Origin of the sequence: Nocardiopsis sp. CC223A (assembly GCF_030766825.1) — a bacterium.
In the GTDB taxonomy this organism is placed as follows: Bacteria; Actinomycetota; Actinomycetes; order Streptosporangiales; family Streptosporangiaceae; genus Nocardiopsis.
Window position 1 is genome coordinate 38,848 of the sequence record NZ_JASFDV010000037.1, and the last position, 21,219, is coordinate 60,066.

At 71.6% G+C, this 21,219-nt stretch carries 21 protein-coding genes; 12 read left to right on the forward strand and 9 right to left on the reverse strand.

The window, feature by feature from the left end; genetic code table 11:
• Positions 1-179 precede the first annotated feature (179 nt).
• The 3 genes from QJS33_RS16435 to QJS33_RS16445 all read left to right on the forward strand — a co-directional run bounded on the left by QJS33_RS16435 (position 180) and on the right by QJS33_RS16445 (position 2,199).
• Complete coding sequence (locus QJS33_RS16435) at positions 180-977, forward strand: phytanoyl-CoA dioxygenase family protein (protein WP_306368862.1); 798 nt, start codon at positions 180-182, stop codon at positions 975-977.
• A 6-nt stretch (positions 978-983) separates the two neighbouring features.
• Positions 984-1,556 (forward strand): isopentenyl-diphosphate Delta-isomerase, encoded by a 573-nt coding sequence (gene idi, locus QJS33_RS16440; RefSeq protein WP_306368863.1) that lies wholly within the window; start codon positions 984-986, stop codon positions 1,554-1,556.
• A gap of 217 nt (positions 1,557-1,773) precedes the next feature.
• Positions 1,774-2,199 (forward strand): Hsp20/alpha crystallin family protein, encoded by a 426-nt coding sequence (locus tag QJS33_RS16445; RefSeq protein ID WP_306368864.1) that lies wholly within the window; start codon positions 1,774-1,776, stop codon positions 2,197-2,199.
• 66 nt (positions 2,200-2,265) lie between these two features.
• Here the strand turns inward: QJS33_RS16445 and QJS33_RS16450 are convergent, their stop codons facing one another.
• The 4 genes from QJS33_RS16450 to QJS33_RS16465 form a co-directional block, all read right to left on the reverse strand.
• Positions 2,266-2,598, reverse strand: a complete 333-nt coding sequence (locus tag QJS33_RS16450; protein ID WP_306368865.1) for a DUF5713 family protein — start codon at positions 2,596-2,598, stop codon at positions 2,266-2,268.
• A 60-nt stretch (positions 2,599-2,658) separates the two neighbouring features.
• On the reverse strand, positions 2,659-3,852 hold the full coding sequence (locus tag QJS33_RS16455; protein ID WP_306368866.1) for an MFS transporter: 1,194 nt from the start codon (positions 3,850-3,852) through the stop codon (positions 2,659-2,661).
• 2,437 nt (positions 3,853-6,289) lie between these two features.
• Positions 6,290-6,658 (reverse strand): VOC family protein, encoded by a 369-nt coding sequence (locus QJS33_RS16460; protein WP_306368867.1) that lies wholly within the window; start codon positions 6,656-6,658, stop codon positions 6,290-6,292.
• Between the two features lie 37 nt (positions 6,659-6,695).
• Positions 6,696-7,313 carry a stage II sporulation protein M gene (locus QJS33_RS16465; RefSeq protein WP_306368868.1) on the reverse strand — a complete coding sequence of 206 codons (618 nt, stop codon included), beginning with the start codon at positions 7,311-7,313 and terminating at the stop codon, positions 6,696-6,698.
• A 150-nt stretch (positions 7,314-7,463) separates the two neighbouring features.
• Between QJS33_RS16465 and QJS33_RS16470 the strand changes: the two genes are divergently transcribed.
• Positions 7,464-8,201 carry a MerR family transcriptional regulator gene (locus QJS33_RS16470; protein WP_306368869.1) on the forward strand — a complete coding sequence of 246 codons (738 nt, stop codon included), beginning with the start codon at positions 7,464-7,466 and terminating at the stop codon, positions 8,199-8,201.
• Here QJS33_RS16470 and QJS33_RS16475 read toward each other — a convergent pair.
• A complete protein-coding gene (locus tag QJS33_RS16475) occupies positions 8,149-8,655 on the reverse strand; it encodes an ATP-binding protein (protein WP_306368870.1) in 507 nt (168 codons plus the stop codon). The genes QJS33_RS16470 and QJS33_RS16475 overlap by 53 nt on opposite strands.
• A gap of 246 nt (positions 8,656-8,901) precedes the next feature.
• Between QJS33_RS16475 and QJS33_RS16480 the strand changes: the two genes are divergently transcribed.
• From QJS33_RS16480 to QJS33_RS16490, 3 genes are all read left to right on the forward strand, one after another.
• On the forward strand, positions 8,902-9,711 hold the full coding sequence (locus tag QJS33_RS16480) for a helix-turn-helix transcriptional regulator (RefSeq protein WP_306368871.1): 810 nt from the start codon (positions 8,902-8,904) through the stop codon (positions 9,709-9,711).
• On the forward strand, positions 9,708-9,896 hold the full coding sequence (locus tag QJS33_RS16485) for a DUF397 domain-containing protein (RefSeq protein WP_306368872.1): 189 nt from the start codon (positions 9,708-9,710) through the stop codon (positions 9,894-9,896). Before QJS33_RS16480 ends, QJS33_RS16485 begins: the two co-directional genes overlap by 4 nt.
• A 219-nt stretch (positions 9,897-10,115) precedes the next feature.
• A complete protein-coding gene (locus QJS33_RS16490; protein WP_306368873.1) occupies positions 10,116-10,436 on the forward strand; it encodes a MafI family immunity protein in 321 nt (106 codons plus the stop codon).
• Between the two features lie 31 nt (positions 10,437-10,467).
• On the opposite strand, the gene QJS33_RS16495 is transcribed toward QJS33_RS16490, so the two are convergent.
• Entirely contained in the window at positions 10,468-11,301 is an 834-nt protein-coding gene (locus QJS33_RS16495) for an alpha/beta hydrolase (RefSeq protein ID WP_306368874.1), read from the reverse strand.
• Between the two features lie 30 nt (positions 11,302-11,331).
• Complete coding sequence (locus QJS33_RS16500) at positions 11,332-12,294, reverse strand: helix-turn-helix domain-containing protein (RefSeq protein ID WP_306368875.1); 963 nt, start codon at positions 12,292-12,294, stop codon at positions 11,332-11,334.
• A gap of 52 nt (positions 12,295-12,346) precedes the next feature.
• Between QJS33_RS16500 and QJS33_RS16505 the strand changes: the two genes are divergently transcribed.
• On the forward strand, positions 12,347-12,742 hold the full coding sequence (locus tag QJS33_RS16505) for a cupin domain-containing protein (RefSeq protein WP_306368876.1): 396 nt from the start codon (positions 12,347-12,349) through the stop codon (positions 12,740-12,742).
• Positions 12,743-12,760: 18 nt separating this feature from the next.
• Here the strand turns inward: QJS33_RS16505 and QJS33_RS16510 are convergent, their stop codons facing one another.
• The gene (locus QJS33_RS16510; RefSeq protein ID WP_306368877.1) at positions 12,761-13,720 is read right to left on the reverse strand and encodes a TIGR03557 family F420-dependent LLM class oxidoreductase; all 960 of its coding nucleotides are present in this window, start codon (positions 13,718-13,720) and stop codon (positions 12,761-12,763) included.
• Between the two features lie 150 nt (positions 13,721-13,870).
• Between QJS33_RS16510 and QJS33_RS16515 the strand changes: the two genes are divergently transcribed.
• Together QJS33_RS16515 and QJS33_RS16520 are read left to right on the forward strand one after the other, a co-directional pair.
• Positions 13,871-14,527, forward strand: coding sequence for a pyridoxal 5'-phosphate synthase (locus QJS33_RS16515; protein ID WP_306368878.1), 657 nt, complete (start codon positions 13,871-13,873; stop codon positions 14,525-14,527).
• 51 nt (positions 14,528-14,578) lie between these two features.
• Positions 14,579-15,469, forward strand: coding sequence for an SDR family oxidoreductase (locus QJS33_RS16520; RefSeq protein WP_306368879.1), 891 nt, complete (start codon positions 14,579-14,581; stop codon positions 15,467-15,469).
• A gap of 14 nt (positions 15,470-15,483) precedes the next feature.
• Here QJS33_RS16520 and QJS33_RS16525 read toward each other — a convergent pair whose 3' ends face one another.
• Positions 15,484-16,728, reverse strand: coding sequence for a hypothetical protein (locus QJS33_RS16525; RefSeq protein ID WP_306368880.1), 1,245 nt, complete (start codon positions 16,726-16,728; stop codon positions 15,484-15,486).
• A gap of 125 nt (positions 16,729-16,853) precedes the next feature.
• Between QJS33_RS16525 and QJS33_RS16530 the strand changes: the two genes are divergently transcribed.
• Together QJS33_RS16530 and glgX are read left to right on the forward strand one after the other, a co-directional pair.
• Positions 16,854-18,485, forward strand: coding sequence for an acyl-CoA dehydrogenase family protein (locus QJS33_RS16530; protein ID WP_306368881.1), 1,632 nt, complete (start codon positions 16,854-16,856; stop codon positions 18,483-18,485).
• A 502-nt stretch (positions 18,486-18,987) separates the two neighbouring features.
• Complete coding sequence (gene glgX / locus QJS33_RS16535) at positions 18,988-21,153, forward strand: glycogen debranching protein GlgX (protein ID WP_306368882.1); 2,166 nt, start codon at positions 18,988-18,990, stop codon at positions 21,151-21,153.
• Positions 21,154-21,219 lie beyond the last annotated feature (66 nt).

Below are 21,219 nucleotides of genomic sequence, written 5' to 3' on the forward strand. Positions count from 1 at the left end.
AGATGAGAACGCAGCCAAGGGTGGTCGTGGCCCCGGGGCAGGACAAGGGGCGCGAATCCGGTTTGTCATGTCGTCCGGTCCCGTGGAAATCGCGACATGACACAGTGATCACCGCATCTCTTCGGCCGGGGTCTCCGGGCGTTAGAAACGTGGGTGAACGCCTGGAAGGGAGAATGGCCGTGACCGACGACACGGAACTGACGACTCCGGAGAACCTGACGGAGGAGGCGATCCGCAAGTACCGCGAGGAGGGGTACCTCCACATCCCCCGGGTCCTGACGGACGAGGAGGTCGCCGAGTGCTATGCGGACGCGAAGAAGCTCATCGAGGAGGAGAAGGGGGGTGTGTGGGACGACTCGGTGGACGAGATGGTCAAGGACAAGGGTGCGACCGTCATGCAGTGGTTGGAGGAGGCCGAGACCCGCAGCGAGGCCCTGCGCCGCCTGGCCCTGCACCCCCGGGTCACCACCATCGCCGAGATGATCTCCGGTCGTCCGCTGCGCATGTTCCGTTCGGAGATCCTGCGCAAGCCCAGCGACAACTCGGCGGCCACCCCGCCGCACATCGACGAGCCGTACTGGCCGTGGCAGGGCGGTGTCACCATGACGGCCTGGGTGGCGCTGGTGGACGTACCGGTGGAGCGGGGGTGCATGTCCTTCGTGCCGGGCTCGCACAAGATCCCGCCTCCCGGCCCCGGTGACTGGGACATCTTCTCCAAGTATCCGGAGCTGTCGTGGCGTCCCCGGGTGACGGTGCCGCTGCGGGCCGGTGGATGCACCTTCCACAACGAGCGGGTCGTGCACATGGCCGGGGCGAACCTGAGCGGTTCCGACCGCTTGTCGCTGGGGACGGTGTACATCGACGCCGAGACCCGGTTCGACGCCGACGCGGGCTTCTCCGAGGAGGACCTGGGGTTCGGCCCCGGTGACCTCATCGTCGGGGAGAAGTACCCGCCCGTGGGCACGTTCGCCGGCTGACCGGCCGTGTCCGAGAGCACCGGGCACGGGCCCGGACGGTCCACGATCCTGGTCGAACTGGTCGACGACGCCGGAAGGACGATCGCCACGCAGGAGAAGCTCGCGGCGCACCGGCCCCCGGGACGACCACACCGGGCGTTCTCCGTGTTCCTCTTCTCCTCCGATGGCCGGATGCTCCTACAGCGACGGGCCCAGGGCAAGTACCACTCCCCCGGCGTGTGGTCGAACACCTGCTGCGGCCATCCCCTGCCGGGGGAACCGCCGTTCCTGGCGGCGACCCGGCGCACCGTGGAGGAGTTGGGGACGGCACCCCGGTCGCTGACGGCGGCCGGCACCGTCCGCTACGACCTGGAGGACCCGGGTTCCGGGCTGGTCGAGCGGGAGTTCAACCACCTCTTCGTGGGTCGGATCGCGGACGTCCCGCGACCCGATCCCGCCGAGGTGTCCGAAACGGCCCTGGTCGACCCCCGTGAGCTGAGCGGGTTCCGGGAGGACGCGGGCTTCTCCGTGTGGTTCGAGACGGTCCTGACCGCGGCCGCACCGGAGATACGGCGGCTGGTACCCGAACACCCCTGGTGAGGGTTCCGGCATCGTACCCCGGGCCCCGCGGCGTTGCGCCAGACGCCGCGGGGCCCGGCATATCCGGGGAGCCGTTGGAGGACGGCGTCGGAGAGGGCGGGGCCGTCTCCTGGCCTCATCACCTGGGACTTGACAAGCCCGAGCTGATCAATAAAGTTGAGTGTGTTCGCATCAAGTCATCGACGATGACGTCGAAGGTACTTGGAGGTGACGAGCGATGCTGATGCGCACCGACCCGTTCCGTGAGTTCGACCGGATCACCCAGCGGCTCCTGGAGAACGGCCGACCGGCCGTCATGCCGATGGACGCCTACCGCGAGAACGACGACTTCGTGGTCCACTTCGACCTGCCCGGGGTCTCCCCCGAGAGCATCGACCTCGAAGTCGAGCGGAACGTCCTCACCGTCAAGGCGGAGCGCCCCGGCCTGCGCCGCGACGACCTGGAACTGATCGTCAACGAGCGGCCGAGCGGCACCTTCAGCCGCCAGGTCTTCCTCGGGGACACCCTGGACACCGACCGGATCACCGCGAACTACGCCGACGGCGTGCTGACCCTGCGGATCCCGGTGGCCGAGCAGTCCAAGGCCCGCAAGATCACGGTCGGCCACGACGCCGGGCGTGAGCAGACCTCGATCAAGGCGTAACGGTCGGACGCCTCTCCGCTTCTCTCCTGTGGGGGCCGTGTACGGACACGGCCCCCTTTCCGCGTGTCACCGGCCACGCGGGGCGAGTGCCTCTTCCAGGTCGGCGTCGGCGCACCCGTAGGCGTTCATGACATGCATGAAAGCGACGGCGATGGACTCACGGATGACGGTGTCGCTGTTCATCGCCCAGAACTCCTTCTGGAGTGCGTTGAATTCTGCGGTGGCCGCATTGGTGAGGAGGTAGAGGGCCGACAGGTCGGGGGGCCGGTCGGCCTCGATACGCTCGCAGGGCGCGAGCGGAATCGACCTGCCCTTGCCGATCAGGTGGTCGGGGAAGGCGGGATCGTCCTCCATGCCCTCCAGGTGGACGTGTTCGGCGGCGGTGTTGGTGACGGGCACAGGTCCCCCTCATCGACGGGGTCGCGCGGCCATCCCGGCGGCCCGGGCCGACAGAACCGGTCAGCGGGCGGTGGCGGCAGCGGTGAGGAGCACGACGGCGGAGAACAGCAGGGCGCCGGGGGCGCCCACCACTCCGGCGACGGCGGACGCGGCGGCCGGGATGGCGACCTGACCGAGCCGGTTGCCCCAGATGCGCAGCGCCAGGGCGGAGCCGCGGGCGCCCTCGGGGGCCAGGGTGGTCACCTCGGCCATGGTGAGCGGCTGCCCCAGGCCGAGCAGGAACCCGCCCAGGCCCAATACGACGGCCAGGGCCGCGAACCCGCCCAGCGGCAGGGCCACCAGGGTCAACGCCAGCCCCGCGACGGCGGTGCTGGCGACGATGAGGGTCTTGCGCGACCAGCGGCGCAGCATCCACGGCAGGGTCAGGCGGGAGAGCAGGGAGGAGCCCGCGCGCAGGCTGAGCAGGACGCCGACGAGCACCGGCGGGATGCCCCGGCTCTCCGCGATGAGGGGCAGGTAGGCGGTGAGGATGTCCACTGCGGAGAGCAGTGCCAGGCTGGTCAGCAGAGCGGAGGGCATCCGGCGGCGGCGCAGCAGGTCCAGGGTGGGCACCGGCGGCGCGGCCTTCTGCTCGGCGGTGCGCCGGACCGGGCGCAGCCGGAACAGGGGCAGGAGTGGCAGTGCGCCCAGGGCGGCGACGGTCCCGGCGACCACCAGGGCGGTGGAGGTGGCCGCGAGCAGGGCGTCCCCGGAGGCGTCGGCGAGCATGGCACCGGAGATCAGGGGGCCGGCGAGCTGGCCCAGGGAGGCGGCGGCGGTGAACCAGCCGAAGTCGCGGTCCAGGTGCTCCGGGCGGGAGTGGCGGGCGATGAGGCCCTGCCCGGCGACCATGCACAGCAGGTGGCCGACGCCGACGACGGTGCTGGCCAGGGCGAGGCCCGCCAGCCCGCCGACCAGGGAGAGCAGCAGGCCGCCCGCGGCGAGGATGAACGAACCCAGGCCGACGATCCAGGCGATGCGCGCCGAACGGTCGGTGGCCCGGCCCAGCGGGACGGCGATGACCAGGGGCAGGAGCGCGTAGGCGGCGGTGATGAGGCCGACCTCGACGGCGTCGCCGCCGACGGCGATGGTGCGGTAGGAGATGAGGGGGCGGGTGAGGTTGAGGGCGGTGTGGGTGAGGACCACGCTGCCCAGCAGGGCCCAGAGCCAGCGGGTGTGTTCGGGGGGTTCTGCGGATTCCGCCGGTTCGGCCATGGTCCCCTCTCGCGCCGTGCCCTGTCGCTACACCTCGGGAGTGATCCCATCACGGGATCACTTACTTGTCTCTCGCCTCGGTGATGCTGAACGGCAAGGGGAGACGAGGGAGGGCAAGAGGAATCGTATCGGGGACGCGGTGGGGGGATACGGGCGGGTCGCGGTCTTCACCCCGGGTGGCCGGGGTCGCGAGCACGCCTGGGTTCCCCTTGCGGTGAAGGCTGCGGGCACGTGCGGGTTCACCCTCTGGGACACCTCAGTGAGCGGTTCTTGCTCCGGGCTGGGTCGGGGTCGCGGGCTCGGGTTCTAGTGGGGGTTGCCCACCCGGCCGGAAACCCGGGTCACAGCCGGAGGGTGGACCGGAATCCTCCGTCCCGGGGGTCGTTCACCTGACCGGGCTACCCGGCCAGAGCCGGGGGTGGGGCCGCAGCGACCTTCCGGCCCGGACCGGCCCGCCTGCACGCTCACCCGTACCTTTTCAACGCTGTGGTGGGTGGCGGGTGTGCTGTACGGGGCCCGGCCACGGCCGGAGGGAGGATCACCTCCTTCGGCTCCGGGGGTTCGGGCGGGCGTTCCCTCCGTCCCGGGCACGTGTGGGTGGAGGCCGCGGTCACCCTCCCCGCCCAGAAGCAGGAGGTTGCCCACCCCGGCTGGGGTGCCCGGCCCCGGCCGGAGGGTGGACCGGGGCCTCCTCCGCAGGGGGTTGAGGCCGCGGTGGTCTTCTCCGCTTGGCCCCGGGAGGTGCCGCCGGCCTGGAGCCCCGGCCCCTGCCGGAGGGCGTCGCGCCGCCCCCGCCCCCAGGGGGTTGTCCACCCGCCCGGGAACCCCGGCCCCAGCCCGGAGGGTGAACCGGGGCATTCGCCCCGGGGGGTTGTTCACCCGACCGGAGTGCCCGGCCACAGCCGGAGGGCATCGCGCCGCCCCCGCCCCAGGGGGTTGTCCACCCGCCCGGGAACCCCGGCCCCAGCCCGGAGGGTGAACCGGGGCATTCGCCCCGGGGGGTTGTTCACCCGACCGGGAAGCTCGCCATAGCCGTGTCACGCCAGTGGGAACCCCGGCCATAGGGGGTCTTCGCGACAGAGGTGAAGGTTTCCAAAAGCCCGGCCGCTTGGAAACGGACGGGGCGCTCCGGGTGGGCCCGGCCCCGGCCGCAGTCGGCGCCCGGCAGAGTGGTGGAGGGAATCGTTGGGCGCACGTCCCGGGTGGTGGGGGTGTGACTGCCGGAGCCGGGTGCACGTGGAGCGTGCACACCCGCACCGCCTGGAAAGGGAGGCAATGGTCCGCCTGCAAACAGGAGGATGCTCCACGCTCGCTTGAAAGCCCGACCACAGGTGGGGTGACCCCGGCGGTGCCCGCCCTCCGCCACCCCAGGGGGGTTGAGGGAGGCGTTCCCGCGACCTATACCCCAGGGGGGTGGACCGGAGCGCTCCCACGACCCCCGACCCCAGACCGGAGGAAGGACCGCACACCCCGGCCGCCCGGGGTGAAGGCAGGACACATCTGCGGCCCCGACCCCAGAAGGGGCGGACCCGGGCGTGCTCGCGATCCCCGCCACAGAAGGGGGGCGGGGGGAAGAGCCGCCGGCCTCCACCACCCGCAGGGATGCGACCCGCACCCGGCCCCCGGACCTGGCCGCCCGGGGGCGTCCGAAAAAAATGGTCTTCGCCACCGGCACCTCAGTGAGCGGGAGCGCTCTGGTTCACCCTTGTGGAGCCCGGTCGCGAGCACGCCCGGGTCCACACCCCCCCTGCGTGGGGGTCGCGGTTCTTCTTCCGGTCCGGGGCCGGGGTCGCGGGAACACTCCGGTTCACCCCCCGTGTGGCGGGGGTCTCAGTCCTTCCTTCCCTTCACCCCCCTGTGGTGGCGGAGGGCGGGCACCGCCGGGGTCACCCCGTCTGTGGTCGGGCTTTCAAGCGAGCGTGGAGCATCCTCCTGTGTGCAGGCGGACCATTGCCTCCCTTTCCGGGCGGTGCGGGTGTGCACGCTCCACGTGCACCCGGCTCCGGCAGTCACACCCCCACCACCCCGGGACGTGCGCCCAACGCACCGGTCTGCAAAGCTGCCGGGCGCCGACTGCGGCCGGGGCCGGGCCCACGCGTAGCGCCCCGTCCGTTTCCAAGCGGCTGAGCTTTTGGAAACCTTCACCTCTGTCGCGAAGACCCCCTATGGCCGGGGTTCCCACTGGCGTGACACGGCTATGGCTGAGCATTCCGGTCGGGTGAACAACCCCCCGGGGCGAATGCCCCGGTTCACCCTCCGGGCTGGGGCCGGGGTTCCCGGGCGGGTGGACAACCCCCTGGGGGCGGGGGCGGCGCGACGCCCTCCGGCAGGGGCCAGGCACTCCGGGCAGGTGGACAACCCCCTGGGGCCCGGCACCCCGGTGACGTGACACGGCCGGGGTCCCGGGCTCGCCGGGCGAGATGAACGCCGTTTCCGGTCAGGATCGGCTGGCGTCGATGACGCAGAAGCGGTTGCCCTCGGTGTCGGCGAGGACGACGAAGTCGGGGTCCTCGGGGTAGAGGTCCCAGTCGACGCGTTCGGCGCCTAGTGCCACCAGCCGGTCCACCTGGGCTGTCTGGTCGGCGGCGTCGCGGGCGTAGAGGTCCAGGTGGACCCGGGGGTGTTCCTGGACGGGCACGTCGCTCAGGCCGAGCGCCACCTGCACGCCGGGGCCGTGGACGGGGACCAGGACGACCCAGCGGTCGGTGCCGGGCTCGCGGGGCGTGTAGTCGAGGGCGGCGGCCCAGAATGCCGTGGCGCGGGCCACGTCGGAGACGCCCAGCACGACCGATCCGATGTTCAGCATCTCCCGATTCTGCCCGAGGCGGGGCAAGAGGCCGGTATCAGCCCAGGACCAGCGGGGGCACAAGGTAGATGAGTTCGAAGGCCTCGTAGATCGCGCCGATGACGAACAGCGCCAGCGCGGGCAGGCTCAGCCACCCGACCTGCTTCAGCCCGCGGACGTACGCCTGGCGGCGGGTGTCGGCGCCGACCGTCGCGGGGCGCAGCCAGGCCCGACCCAGGAGGTAGACGGCGAGCATGACGAGGATGTAGGCCTGGAACTCGATGAGGATCGTCAACGAGTGCGGGATCAGGAGTTTCGCCGCGGTCGCGTCGACCGGGGCCAGGGTCACCCCGAAGGTGAACGCCTTGTACGAGAAGAGGATGATCCCGGCGAAGGGCACGGCCATCGAGGGGAGCAGGATGACCGGTACGGCGACCGTCAGCACGTTCACCGCGAAGATGGTCAGGCTGAACAGCCAGACGTTCCCGAGCAGCTCCACCACCAGGTCCGTCGTGCCGTCCTCGTCCATGGACGCGGTCTGCGCCGCGTTCAGGTCGGGGAAGGCGAACGCCGCGGCGACGCCGATGAGGAAGAGGCCGAACATGATGGCGTTCATGACGAGGTAGGCGCGGAAGTCGGCGCGGATGATCCTGAAGGGCTCGCGAAGGCTGTGCATGTGTCTTCTTCTGTTGCGGGGTCCGAACGGTCACCACCACTCCAGACCATGCCCTCGGGGCATGGTCAAGCCCGGCGCGAGGAGACCCTTGACCCGGTGTACGGGGCAGGATGTGGGCTGGACACGGGAACGGAACCGCAGGAGGGGCGCATGGCGTGGAGCACCCGGCAGGTCGCCGAGCTGGCCGGAACGACGTTGAAGGCCGTGCGGCACTACCACGAGATCGGGTTGCTGGACGTACCGGAGCGGACGGCGAACGGGTACAAGCAGTACGGGGTCGCCCATCTGGTCCGGCTGGTGCAGATCCGGCGCCTGAGCGAGTTGGGGGTCCCGCTTTCGGAGATCGCGGCGATGGAGCGTGAGGACGGGGAGCCGGACGAGGCGATCCGGGTGCTCGATGCGGAGCTGGAGGCGAAGATCGACCGGCTGACCCGGGTACGGGAGGAGCTCGCCGACCTGCTGCGCCACCGCGTCCCGGCGCACACCCCGCCCGGATTCGCCTCGGTCTACGGTGACCTGTCCGAGCGGCAGCGGTCGCTGCTGGCGGTCTATTCGACCGTGTTCAGTGAGAGGTCCATCGAGGAGTTTCGCGAGCTCATCAGCGAGCCGGACGCGACGGAGCAGGAGTTCGAGGCGCTGCCGGCGGACGCCGACGGCGCCACGATCGCCGATCTGGCCGAGCGGCTGGTGCCGGTGGCCCTGCGTAGCGCCGGGACGACGGACCCGGTGTCGGACTCGCCGCAGGGCCCCCGGCGGGCGGCGCAGACCATGGGTGAGGCGGCGGCGGAGCTGTACAACCCGGCGCAGCTGCGCGTGCTGAAGCGCTTGATCGAGCTCATGGCCGAGGCGACCGGGGGCGGCGGATCCGGTGGTCCGCGGCGCGGCTGAAAACCGCGCGCACGGTGAGCGGTCCCCCGGCCTCGCCGGTCCAGTCCCAGTAGAGGGAGAGGGATTCGAGCAGCCGCAGCCCGTGTCCGCCGACGGCGGGGAGTTCGTCGGCCGGGGTGGGTGGAAGGGCGATGGGGACGCCGAAAGGTGCGGAGGTGTCGGGGCCGTTGTCGGTGACGTAGAGGATGTGCACGAATTCCTGGCGTTCGAGAACGATGCGGACGGTGCCGCCGGGCCTTCCGGAAAGGGTGTGGCGGAGGCAGTTCGTGTGGAGTTCGCTCAGCGCCGAGACCAATGCGGAGGTCACCGAGGGCCCGCTCTGGGAGGAGTGGGAGATCCAGCGGCGGGCGATGGCGACGTGCCGGGGGTCGCTGCCGCACAGCAGGCCGGTCTTCGCGGGATCGGGGAAGGGAATGCGCCGGGGCGGGTTGGGGGCGGGCGTTGTAGCCTGCATGTGCCTCTCCTCGTGTGCCGGTGTCGAACCGATGGCTCGGGGTCGGAGGCCGCGCCCCGGGGCTGTCCATAACAGCCGCCGGGGCAACCTGGTGGCCAGGTTCGCCCGCATTTCCGCAGGCAGCAAGCCTTCCGCAGAAAAGCCTGCCCTTTCTCGCCACACCGTTCTACAATCATTCCGCAATGCGGTCTTATTCCTATGCCTTGCGGTACACGGCGGTTCGTTGGCGATAAAGGCGGTAAAACGGTGGTGGCGAGCAATTCATCAAGGAAGAAATTTGGGTTTCTGTTGCGCAACCACCGGCTGAGGGCAGGGATGACTCAGCAGGAGATGGCACAGTCCTCCTTTCTCTCGCAGAGCACGGTCAGCTCGCTGGAGGCAGGAGACAAAGGCACAAAAAGGGAGCATGTGGAACGACTGGACACGGCCCTCACCGCCAACGGCGCTCTCCTGAACGCATGGGACGCCTACTTCTCGCCGAACGGGATGATCGACTACTTCCGGGAAGTGGCCGAGGCGGAGCAGACGGCGACAGAGATCCGCGAATACGGTTTCGGAGTCGTTCCAGGACTGGCCCAGACGGAGGGCTACGCCCGGGTGATCAGCCAGATGGGATCACCGCACGCGCCGCCGGAGAAGATCGAGGCCATGGTCCGGGCTCGCCTGCACCGGCAGTCGATCCTGGACCGGGAGCACCCGCCGATGTGCGCAATCATCCTGGATGAGAGCACGGTGATGCGCGCATTCAGCGACCCGGGCATCATGTACGCGCAGATCAACCGGTTGTTGGAGCTCTCCTACCGGCCGCGGGTCACCATCCAGCTGGTGCCGATGCTGACCGAGCAGCATCCCGGCCTCGACGGCTCCTTTAAACTGCTCGCAGTCCCCGACAGCGGCGATTTCGCGTACATCGAGGGGCGTGGAGCAGGTCTGACCATCAGGGAGCCCGGGATCGTCCAGGGCTACGAGCGAGTCTTCGGCGAGCTGCGGAGCGCCGCCCTCCCCGCTTCCGCCTCCCGGGCCCGGTTGGAAGAGATTCGAGGAGAAGCTCCATGATCAGCGAGCAATGGTCCAAGTCCGGCTACAGCAACGGCGAGGGCGGGAACTGCGTCGAGGCGCGGGGCATGGTGACCTACTCTCGTGTCGGCATCCGCGACACCCAGAACCGACACCTGGGGCACCTCGAAATCCCCGCCGCCGAGTGGGCCGCCCTTCTCCGCAGCGCCACCGTGCGCGGCTGACGACACCGCCGCCAGTGCTTTGACCGGGATCGAGCACGCCCTGAGCCTTTTCCCGAAAGGGGTGTTCGCGTTCGACGAGTTCGGACCGCTCGGCAGCCGACATCCTCGCCGCCCAGCGCCGCGAGCGCGCCCGCGTCCGCAGCGAGAAGAGGCTGCGCTGGGGCGGACGACCCGCGAAAATCACGTGAGTGCACCGACCACACCAGCGACACTGGCACCATGACCGTTGATCGTGAGGCGCTTCAGGCCGGCTGGAACCGGACCCGAAGCCACCTCGATACCGCTCGGGCCCACCTGGCGGGCCTGCCCGACATCGATCTCTCAGCGACGCTTGAGTTCCTGGAGCACAACGAACTGGGTCTCGCCTTCAACTGCATCGTTGATCTCGGCAACGACCTCGACCTGCCGCTCGCCTTCTGGCAGCACCTGGACCGAGCGGCCCGTGAGATGCGGCTCTACAGCGAGGCGCTGCACAAGCCCTACCTCACGTCCGCCGACCTTTGCCGCCGCCATCTCGCAGCCGCCTCCGAGCAGGTCTGACCGAACCCGGCGAACCTATGCGGTCACAGCACTAGAGAGCCCGGTCGGCCAGGCGGACGAAAGCTTCGATCACCTCGGGGCCGTGCACGAGTTCGGCGTCGTTGTGGTCTGCTCCGGGCAGGACCACCTCCTCCACCAGGTTCGGGCTGGCGGCGGCGACCTCTCGACTCTGTTCCGGCGGCACGACGCGGTCGGCGTCCCCGAGCACCACGGTGGTGGGGACGTCGACCCCCGCCACCTGCTCGGCCACCGGGTAGCGGTCCCACAGCAGCAGCCGCACCGGCAGGAACGGGTAGTGCCGCTCCCCCAGGTCTGCCAGTGAGCTGAACGGCGAGCGCAGGAACAGCGCCGCGGGCGGCCGCTCCACCGCCAGCCCCGTCGCGACGGCGGCGCCCAGGCTTTCTCCGAAGTAGATCGTGCGGTCGGCCGCGAACCCCCGTTCGGCCAGGTGGTCGGCGGCGGCGCGGGCGTCGGCGGCCAGTCCGGGTTCGGAGGGCGAACCCTCGTTGCCGCCGTAGCCCCGGTAGTCGAACAGCAGCACCGCGAATCCTTCGGCGGCCAGCGCGCGGGCCAGCGGAACCCGGCTCTCCCGGTTCCCCGCGTTGCCGTTGGCGACCAGCACGGCGGCCTCGCGGCCCCGTCCCGGAGGCGGCACGAACCAGCCGCCCAGTACGAGCCCGTCCTCGGCGGTCAGGTGCACGTCCTGCGCACCCGGGATGACCTCGGCGGCGGGCGGTGGGACCACGGCGGAGGGCAGGTAGATGACCGAGCGCTGCCCCGCCCAGAGGAATCCCGTCAACAGCAGGAGCGGGGCGACGACCACCAGTACCGCGACCACGGCGCGCCCCCTCTTCCCGTTCGTCACGGTCCCTGGGTACCACACGCGCCCCCGCTCTCAGGTGAGGCGGAACGCGGACCGGTAGGCCGAGGGGCTGAGGCCGGTGTGCGCGCGGACCGCCTCGCGGAGGTTGGCCGGGGTGCCCAGGCCGCTGGACCGGGCCACCGCGGACAGGTCCAGCTCCGTACCCTCCAGCAGTCGCCGGGCGGCGAGCACGCGTTCGGCGCGCAGCCACGCCAGCGGGGTGGTGCCCAGCTCTGCGCGGAAGCGCCGGTGCAGGGTCGCCTGGCTCACCGCGGCGCGGGCCGCCAGGTCGGCGACGGTGAGCGGTCCGGCCAGGCGTTCGCGCGCCCAGTCCAGGACCGGCGCCAGTGACACGTCGGCGGTCTCCGGGACCGGGGCGGGCACGAACTGGCGCTGCCCGCCCTCCCGATGCGCGGTGAACACCAGCCGTCTGCTCACGGAGGCGGCCGCCTCCGCGCCGTGGTCGCGCCGGATCAGGTGCAGCCCCAGGTCCAGGGCGGCGGCGCTGCCCGCCGCGGTGAGCACGTCGCCGTCGTCCACGAAGAGCACGTCGTGCTCCAGCCGCACCTTCGGGTACAGCCGGGCGAACAGTTCCTCGTGCCGCCAGTGGGTGGCCGCCCGGCGCCCGTCCAGCACTCCGGCGGCCGCCAGGGTGAAGCTGCCCGTGCAGAAGCTCACCAGGCGCGCCCCGCGCGCGTGCGCCCCGCGCACGGCGGCGAGCACCTCGGGGCGCGGCGGCGTCCACGGGTCGGGGCGGTTGGGCACGATCACCGTGTCCGCCCCGGCCGCCGCATCCAGGCCCGCCAGGTCGGACAGGGTGAACAGGCCCAGGTGCACCGGAACCGAGGGGGTGGCCGAGCAGACGGTGAGCGTGTACCAGGTCCGGTCGATCTCCGGGCGGCGCAACCCGAACAGCTCGGTGGCCACCCCCATCTCGAACGGGTTGGACCCGGCGTCCACGATCAGCGCCACCCGGTGCGAGGAATCTTGCGACATGTGCGATTCCTAGCACTTCCTCGGTCGGGGAGCCACCGGAAGGATGGTGTCCATGAGCGACGAACCCATCGACCTGGCGACCGCGCTGGCCTCCTTCGACCAGTTGTGGAGCCCGCGCGTCCTCACCCGGGTCAACGACTACGACGTCCGGGTGGCCAAGGTGCGCGGCGAGTACATCTGGCACGCCCACGAGGACACCGACGAGTTCTTCCTGCTGATCGACGGCGACCTGCGCATCCGGCTGCGCGAGGGCGCGGTGGAGCGCGTGGTCACCCTGCGCCCCGGCTCGGTGTTCGTGGTGCCGCGCGGGGTCGAGCACCGTCCCGAGTCGGACGGCGGTGCCTCCATCCTGCTGTTCGAGCCCACCGGGACGCTGACGGTCGGAGACCACCGGGGCGAGGTCCCCGACCACATCGACGCCACCACCGGCCACCCCCTGGAGGTCTGACCCGCGGGCCGCCCCGGGTCAGGGGGCGGACGTGAGCTCGGGCAGCAGGTTCTTCTCCGCGTAGGCGAAGAAGTCGTCCACGTCGGCGCCCGCGTTCATCAGGACCAGGTGGTCGAACCCGGCCCCGGCGAAGGTCCGGACCTGCTCCAGGTGCTCCTGAGGGTCCGGGCCCGCCGACGCCATCTGTCGCATGTCCTCGGGGCGGCTGAGCGAGGTGGCCGCCTCGAAGTTGACCGGGTTGGGCAGCTCCGACATCACCTTCCAGCCGCCGAGTCCGAACCGGAACCCCTCCCAGGCCCGCTGGAGGGCGGTGTCCGCATCATCGGCGACGGCGAGCGGTACCTCCACGTACCGGGGCCCGTCACCGCCGGCGGCCCGGTAGGCCTCCACCAGTTCCGGTTTCGGTTCGGTGGCGAACAGCCCGTCGCCGAGTTCCGCCGCCAGGGCCGCGGCCTGTTCGCCGCCTGCGGCGACGATGATCTCGGGCGGGGTGTCGGGCAGGTCGAACACCCGGGCATCGTCCAGGGTCAGGTATTCCCCCTCGAAGGAGTGGTACCCGCCGGTCCACAGCACGCGGATGATCCGGAGCGACTCCCGCAGCATCGCGTGCCGCACGGTGACCGACGGCCAGGCGTCGCCCACCACGTGCTCGTTGAGCCGCTCCCCCGAGCCCACGCCCAGGAAGTGCCGGCCGTCCGAGAGCACCGCCGTGGTGGCCGACATCTGGGCGACGATCGCCGGGTGGTACCGCATCGACGGGCAGGTCACGCCGGGGCCGATGCGGATGCGCTCGGTTGCCTGCGCGATGGCCGCCAGCACCGACCAGGCGAACGGCGAGTGCCCGTGCTCGAACAGCCAGGGGTGGTAGTGGTCGCTGATCTCCACGAAGTCGAACCCGATCTCCTCGGCGCGTACCGCCTGGCGCACCAACTCGGGGGCGCTGTACCGCTCGGCCATCAGCTTGAACCCGATCTCCACGGTCGTTCCCCTCTCGTCGGATACCGCAGGGGTGCCACTGCCCGGCACGGGCCGGACGGACACCCCGGGACCCCGGGCTTTGGGGAGTCTTGGTGCACCGTTTCTCCGGTGGGTCCGTAGGGTGGGCTGCGCCGATCCGAGAGGAGACCCATGTCCGTCCGCGACCTGCTGCGCGGCCTGCCGGTGTTCGCCGGGGACCTGCCCGCGTTCGACCCGTCCACCGCCCCCGACGACCCGATCGCGCTGTTCACGGCGTGGTTCGAGGCGGCGGTGGCCGCCGGGGTGTCCGAGCCGCACGCCATGGCGGTGGCCACCGCCGATGAGGCCGGGGCACCGTCGGCGCGGGTGGTGATCCTCAAGGATCTGACCCCCGAAGGATGGTGGTTCGCCACCACCACGACCTCGCGCAAGGGCCGGGAGCTGGCCGCGGACCCGCAGGCGGCGCTGCTGTTCCACTGGCGCGAGCAGGGCCGCCAGGTGCGGGTCAGGGGCCTGACGGAACTCGCCTCCCCCGAGCGGTGCGCCGCCGACTTCCTGAACCGGCCGCCGGAGTCGCGGGCCGCCGGGCTGCACGGACGCCAGAGCGACCCGCTGGTCGCCCTCACGGAGATGGACCGGGTCTTCGACGAGAGCCGGGCCCGGGTGGAGGCCGACCCGTCCCTGGTGCCCGACGACTGGGGGCTGTACGTGGTCCGGCCGGTGGAGGTGGAGTTCTGGCAGGGCTCCCCCGACCGCCGCCACGTACGCCTGCGCTACCTGCGACAGAAGCCCGGCGGCCCCTGGCGGCGCGGCCTGCTCTGGCCCTAGCCGGGTGAGAACCCGGTGCGGCCGGGGGTCACGGAGCCTAGGATCGCGGCCATGACGAACTCGGAACACCTTCCGCTGCGCGGCAGGACCGCCCTGGTCACGGGGGTCTCCCGGCGCAGGGGCATCGGGTACGCGATCGCCGTGCGCCTGGCCGAACTCGGGGCCGACCTGTTCATCCACCACCACCGGGCGCACGACACCGGGCAGCCGTGGAGCGCCGACGACCTGGAGGGGGTGCGCGAGGGCGTCCGGGCCGCCCTGCGCCCCGGTGCCGCCTTCGGCGACCTGGGCCTGGACCTGGCCGATCCGAAGGCCCCCGAGCGCCTTGTCGCGGCCGCCCGGGAGCTGACCGGGTCCCTGCACGTGCTGGTGTGCAACCACGCCCGCTCGGGCGGGGACGGCTCACTGCTGGATATGACCGCCGAGAAACTGGACGGCCACTGGTCGGTCAACACCCGCTCCACCCTGCTGCTGACCTCGCATTTCGCCAGGGCCTTCGCGGGTACGGAGGAGGCCCCGGCCGCCCGTCCCGGGGACCGGCGGGGGTTCTCCGGCCCGCTGGACGAGCACGCCACGGGCCGGGTGTTCTGGACGACCTCCGGGCAGATCCACGGCCCCATGCCCGGCGAGGTGGCCTACGCCGCGAGCAAGGCGGCGCTGGCCGGGCTGACCGCGACGGCCGCCGCCGAGCTGCTGCCGCTGGGCGTCGTCCTCAACACGGTCGACCCGGGACCGGTGAACACCGGCTACCTGGACCCCGAGTCCACCGACCGCGATCCGGGGATCATCGAGCGGGTCCTGGCCGCCACCCCGTTCGGGCGGCTGGGGCACCCCACCGACCCGGCCCGGCTGGTGGGCTGGCTGGCCTCCGACGGGGGCCGCTGGGTCGTCGGCCAGATCATCACCACGGACGGCGGCTTCTCGCTGGGCACGGACCGCTGAGCCGCGGGGCGGCCTCAGCGGAGGACGACCGGAATCCCCGGGCGCCAGCACAGGTGGGGCGGGGCGCCGTCGCGGACGAAGTCCTCGGCGAGCAGCGACGCCCACTCCGGGCGCCACTCCTCGTCGCGGGCGGCCATCTCCCCGCGCAGCCGGGCGAGGGCGCGCGTGGCCATCTCGGCGGGGTACGCCCATTCGGGCAGGCGGTCGTAGACGCGCTCCACGGTCCCCCGGCCCGTGTCCACGCGCGCGTACAGCCACGCGCCGCTGCGCGGGTCGGCCTCCTCCTCCCGCCAGGCCCGGGCCAGGGCGACCGCCGGGTCGGCACCCCCGTGGGCAGGGGCGGGGAGGTGCGCGGCCCCGACCCGGACGGTGATGTCGCCGTACCCGACGGCGGAGACCGTCACCCGGTGCGGAGCGTGCCCGTCCGCCCAGTCCAGGAACGCCCGCCCGGCCGGACCCGGCCCCGCGGGGGCCGGTCGCGGCCGCTCCACGCCCTCGCGGGCGGCCATCCCCACCGAGGCGCCCGCCTGGCCCTGCGGCAGGTGGACGCGGCGACCGTCCGGTTCGCCCGTTCCGGCGGGCAGTGCCGGGGGCTCCTCCTCCCCGGTCACCCCGAGGCGGCGGGCCTCGGCCAGTGCCCCCTCGACGTCGGCGGCGTCAGGGTCGGGCAGAACATCCGCGAGCCCTCTCAGCACGCCTTCGTCGAGGCGTCGTGCCGAGGCCGCGGCCACCAGGTCGGTCAGGCGTGCCCTGAGGTCCTCCTGCCGCTCGGGAAGGGCCTCGTCGTCATCGTCCCACCCGCCTTCGAAGCAGAACTCCTCAAGGGACGTGTACACGTCGTCCGCGTCGGCCCCCGGGTGGAGGACCTCGTCCACGCCCTCCGGAAGGGGCGCCCGGTACCAGGCGCGGCCGTCCCACCAGGACAGGAACGAGACGATCCCGGCGTCGTGCAGGGCCTTGACCAACCACTCCCACGGCAGCCAGTGGGGCCCGCCGGCGAGCAGGTCGACGGCCGGGGCGGCGTGCCCGGTGCGGGAGCCGTCGACGTCGTGGCCGAACAGCACGGCCCGGCCGCCCTCCACCAGGGCGAGGCAGCACCGGCCCTCGCTGTGGTCGTGGTCCAGTGCCCGGCCCCACCGCTGCCACGGGGAGTCGTGGTCGGGGACCAGGACGCCGAGCACGGCGATCGCGGCGGGCCCGCCCCACATCTGCTCCGGGGGCGGTAGCGCGGGGAGGGGGACGGGGTCCTTGAAGGTCATGGTGTCATTCTCCATCGGCCGGGGCGGCCCGGATCGAAACCGAACCTGATTCTGTTACTCCCGGTCGCAACGGGATAGGATGCGCGGCACCCGGCCGCCTGCGAACAGGAACGGAAAAGTACGCCATGCCCCCGACACACGAGGTGTTCAACCAGGCCGCCCCGCTCGGCGACTACAACGCCGCCGACGACCCCGCCCTGCTGGAGGGTGTCCGGCGCGAGGGCGCCGCCTGGGCCGAGCCGGAGGTCCGCGAGGTCGGCGACGCCGCCGGAACGGAGCGGGTCCGCTCCTGGGGCGAGTCCGCCAACGCCTACCCGCCCGTCCTGCGCACCCATGACCGCTACGGGCACCGGATCGACGAGGTCGACTACCAGCCCGCCTACCACGTCCTCATGGACCAGGCGGTCGAGTTCGGCCTGCACGCCGCCCCCTGGGCCGACGAGCGGCCCGGCGCCCACGTGGCCCGGGCCGCCAAGTTCTACCTGTGGTCCCAGCCCGAGGCGGGCCACGGCTGTCCGATCTCGATGACCTACGCGGTGGTCCCCGCGCTGCGCCACGCCCCGGAACTGGCGCAGCGGTACGAGCCGCTGCTGACCTCGCGCACCTACGACTTCGGGTTGCGCGCCCCGCACACCAAGCGCGGCCTCATCGCGGGCATGTCCATGACCGAGAAGCAGGGCGGCTCGGACGTGCGCGCCAACACCACCCGCGCGGTGCCCACCGACGAGGGCCACCACCTGCTCACCGGGCACAAGTGGTTCACGTCCGCGCCGATGAGCGACTTCTTCCTCACCCTGGCGCAGGCGCCCGAGGGGCTGAGCTGCTTCCTGGTGCCGCGGGTGCTGGAGGACGGCACCCGCAACCGGCTGCACATCCAGCGCCTCAAGGACAAGCTCGGCAACAAGTCCAACGCCTCGGCGGAGCTAGAGTACGACGGCGCGGTCGCCCACCTGGTGGGCGAGGCCGGCCGCGGGGTGCCGACCATCATCGAGATGGTCAACAGCACCCGGCTGGACTGCGTCATCGGCTCGGCGGCGGGCATGCGGGCGGCGCTCACCCACGCCCTGCACCACGCCGGGCACCGGTCGGCGTTCGGCGAACGGCTGGTGGAGCAGCCGCTCATGCGCAACGTGCTGGCCGACCTGGCGTTGGAGTCGGAGGCGGCCACGGCGCTGATGACCCGCCTGGCCGGTGCGGTGGACCGGTCGGTGCGCGGTGACGAGGCCGAGACCGCGTTCCGGCGGCTGGCCGTGGCCGTGAGCAAGTTCTGGGTGACCAAGCGCCAGCCCGCGCACGCCGCCGAGGCGCTGGAGTGCCTGGGCGGCAACGGGTACGTGGAGGAGTCGGGCATGCCCCGGCTGTTCCGGGACTCCCCGCTGAACTCCATCTGGGAGGGCTCGGGCAACGTGGCCGCCCTGGACGTGCTGCGCGCGATGGGCCGCAGCCCCGAGTCGGTGGCGGCGTTCCTCACCGAACTGGGCACCGCCCGGGGCGTGGACGACCACTACGACACGGCCGTCAAGCGGCTGGAGCAGACCCTGGGCGACCTGGAGGAGGTCCGGTACCGGGCGCGTTCGGTGGTGGAGCTGATGGCGCTCACCCTCCAGGCGTCGGTGCTGCTGCGCCACTCCCCCACCCCGGTGGCCGAGGCCTTCACCGCCTCCCGGCTGGGCGGGGATTGGGGGCACGTGTTCGGCACCCTGCCCCGGGGTGTGGACACCGACCTGATCCTGGACCGGGCCCGCCCCGGGGCCTGAGCCACGGCGCCCGGGGCCGCGCCGTCGGCCTCGTCGTGCCCGTGGTCGCAGGAGACCGGGTCGGCCGTGGTGAAACCGTCGTGGCGGGTGGTGAAGTCGATCGACGCCACCGGTCGGCGGCCGTCGTCCCGGTGGGGGTCGCCGGGGCCCGACGGCCGCGCCGCCCCGCCCGGGGCGGGCGGGGCGGCGCGGCCCCCGCGGTTCCCCCGGGGGCCGCATGTCGGAGCCCGTCGGGAATTCGTCCCCGGACCGACTCGCATATCACCGGAAATCATGACTACCACCGAGGCCGCGGCCGGTCCGGGGCGGCCGATGAATGATCATCGGTCCAGTTCGGCATACTTCTGTGGTCGGAGCGGAAGAAAGAAGTCGTCACCACACGACCATCCGCTTTCGTGCCATCGACGGATCGTCCGCGCACCCGCCCGCGACTGGGAGCGCTCACGGACGAACCACCCGATACCGTACGAAAGCCCCGAGACCAAGAAGACCGATAACGCCTATGGTGGAAGTCTGGCCAGGTAGTTCCTATCCTCTGGGTGCGACCTACGACGGGTCCGGTACCAATTTCTCCCTCTTCTCCGAGGCCGCCGATCAGGTCGAGTTGTGCCTGTTCGACGACGACGGCGAGGAGACCCGTATACCCCTGACCGAATACGACGGTTTCGTCTGGCACGGATACCTTCCCGGTATCGGCCCGGGGCAGCAGTACGGGTACCGCGTCCACGGTCCTTACGCACCCGAGCACGGACTGCGCTGCAATCCGAACAAACTGCTCACCGATCCCTACGCCAAAGCGCTGAACGGCGATCTCACCTGGCACGAATCACTGTTCAGCTACCACTTCGCCGACCCCGGCCGCAAGAACACCGCCGACAGCGCCCCCTACGTGCCCAAGTGCGTGGTGGTGAGTCCGTTCTTCGACTGGGGCAACGAGTCCAGACCGCGCACCCCGTACCACCGGACGGTGATCTACGAGGCGCACGTGCGCGGACTGACCATGCGCCACCCCGGTATCCCCGAGCACCAGCGGGGCACCTACTCGGGGCTGGCGCACCCGGCGATGATCGACTACCTCACCTCGCTCGGGGTGACGGCGGTCGAACTCATGCCGGTGCACCACTTCGTGCCCGAACACGCCATGGTGGCGCGCGGGCTGACCAACTACTGGGGGTACAACACCCTCGCCTTCCTGGCCCCGCACAGCGGGTACGCGGCGCTCGGCTCGCGCGGGCAGCAGGTCCAGGAGTTCAAGGCGATGGTGAAGTCGCTGCACGAGGCGGGCATCGAGGTCCTGCTCGACGTGGTGTACAACCACACCGCCGAGGGCGACCACATGGGACCGACCCTGTCGCTGCGCGGCATCGACAACCTCAGCTACTACCGGGTCGGCGACCAGGACCAGCGCTACTACCTGGACTACACGGGGTGCGGCAACAGCCTCAACGTCCGGCATCCGCACTCGCTCCAACTCATCATGGACTCGCTGCGGTACTGGGTCCTGGAGATGCACGTGGACGGGTTCCGGTTCGACCTGGCGTCGGCCCTGGCCCGGGAGTTCCACGACGTGGACCGGCTGAGCACGTTCTTCGACATCGTCCAGCAGGACCCGGTGATCTCGCAGGTCAAACTGATCGCCGAACCCTGGGACGTGGGCCCGGGCGGCTACCAGGTGGGCAACTTCCCGCCGCTGTGGACCGAGTGGAACGGCAAGTACCGCGACACGGTGCGCGACTACTGGCGGGGCGAGCCGGTGCTGGGCGAGCTGGCCTCGCGGCTGTCGGGCTCCAGCGACCTCTACCAGGACGACGGCCGCCGCCCGGTGGCGTCGATCAACTTCATCACCTGCCACGACGGCTTCACCATGGCCGACCTGGTCGCCTACGACCACAAGCACAACGAGGCCAACGGCGAGGACAACCGCGACGGCACCGACGACAACCGGTCCTGGAACCACGGGGTGGAGGGACCCACCGAGGACCCGGCGATCATCACGCTGCGGCGCCGCCAGGTGCGCAACTTCCTCACCACCCTGTACCTGTCGCAGGGGGTGGTGATGCTGTCCCACGGCGACGAGGTGGGACGCACCCAGGGGGGCAACAACAACGCCTACTGCCAGGACAACGAGATCTCCTGGATCGACTGGAAGGCGGCCGGTCTCGGCGAGGGGGAGGAGCCCGAGAACGACCTGCTGGACTACGTCCGCGAGCTGGCCCGGCTGCGCCGGGAGCACCCGGTGTTCCGGCGCCGGCGCTTCTTCCGGGGCAGCCCGGTGGAGGGCGGCGCCACGACCGCGGACGACCGGGAGGGGCTGCCCGACATCGCCTGGCTGCGCCCGGACGGGCGCCCGATGAGCGGGAACGACTGGAACGCCCCCGGGCGCGCCCTGGGGGTGTTCCTCAACGGGGACGCCATCACCGAACCGGATCCGCGGGGGAGGCGTATCCGGGACAGCTCGTTCCTGCTGCTGCTCAACAGCGGCGCGGACGCGGTGGACTTCACGGTGCCGGGCACCGAGTACGGGATGGCCTGGGAGACGGTGCTGGACACCGCCGAGCCGGACGTGCTGGACCGGCCGTTCGTCACGGCGGGCGGACCGGTCCGGGTCATCGACCGGGCACTGGTCCTGCTGCGCCGGGTGTCCCACCGCACCGGCGGGGGGAGCTGACCGAACGGGCCCGGGGTCGGCGGGGGCGAACGCCTCCGCCGCCCGGGCCCGGCCGGAGCCGCGCGG

Coding starts and splice junctions, on each gene's coding strand:
- QJS33_RS16530 (WP_306368881.1), top strand. CDS start 16,854: ATGCCCCCGACACACGAGGTGTTCAACCAGGCCGCCCCGCTCGGCGAC.
- QJS33_RS16485 (WP_306368872.1), top strand. CDS start 9,708: ATGATCAGCGAGCAATGGTCCAAGTCCGGCTACAGCAACGGCGAGGGC.
- QJS33_RS16515 (WP_306368878.1), top strand. CDS start 13,871: ATGTCCGTCCGCGACCTGCTGCGCGGCCTGCCGGTGTTCGCCGGGGAC.
- QJS33_RS16475 (WP_306368870.1), bottom strand. CDS start 8,655: ATGCAGGCTACAACGCCCGCCCCCAACCCGCCCCGGCGCATTCCCTTC.
- QJS33_RS16520 (WP_306368879.1), top strand. CDS start 14,579: ATGACGAACTCGGAACACCTTCCGCTGCGCGGCAGGACCGCCCTGGTC.
- QJS33_RS16470 (WP_306368869.1), top strand. CDS start 7,464: ATGGCGTGGAGCACCCGGCAGGTCGCCGAGCTGGCCGGAACGACGTTG.
- QJS33_RS16460 (WP_306368867.1), bottom strand. CDS start 6,658: ATGCTGAACATCGGATCGGTCGTGCTGGGCGTCTCCGACGTGGCCCGC.
- QJS33_RS16490 (WP_306368873.1), top strand. CDS start 10,116: ATGACCGTTGATCGTGAGGCGCTTCAGGCCGGCTGGAACCGGACCCGA.
- QJS33_RS16455 (WP_306368866.1), bottom strand. CDS start 3,852: ATGGCCGAACCGGCGGAATCCGCAGAACCCCCCGAACACACCCGCTGG.
- QJS33_RS16500 (WP_306368875.1), bottom strand. CDS start 12,294: ATGTCGCAAGATTCCTCGCACCGGGTGGCGCTGATCGTGGACGCCGGG.
- QJS33_RS16445 (WP_306368864.1), top strand. CDS start 1,774: ATGCTGATGCGCACCGACCCGTTCCGTGAGTTCGACCGGATCACCCAG.
- QJS33_RS16505 (WP_306368876.1), top strand. CDS start 12,347: ATGAGCGACGAACCCATCGACCTGGCGACCGCGCTGGCCTCCTTCGAC.
- glgX (WP_306368882.1), top strand. CDS start 18,988: ATGGTGGAAGTCTGGCCAGGTAGTTCCTATCCTCTGGGTGCGACCTAC.
- QJS33_RS16525 (WP_306368880.1), bottom strand. CDS start 16,728: ATGACCTTCAAGGACCCCGTCCCCCTCCCCGCGCTACCGCCCCCGGAG.
- QJS33_RS16465 (WP_306368868.1), bottom strand. CDS start 7,313: ATGCACAGCCTTCGCGAGCCCTTCAGGATCATCCGCGCCGACTTCCGC.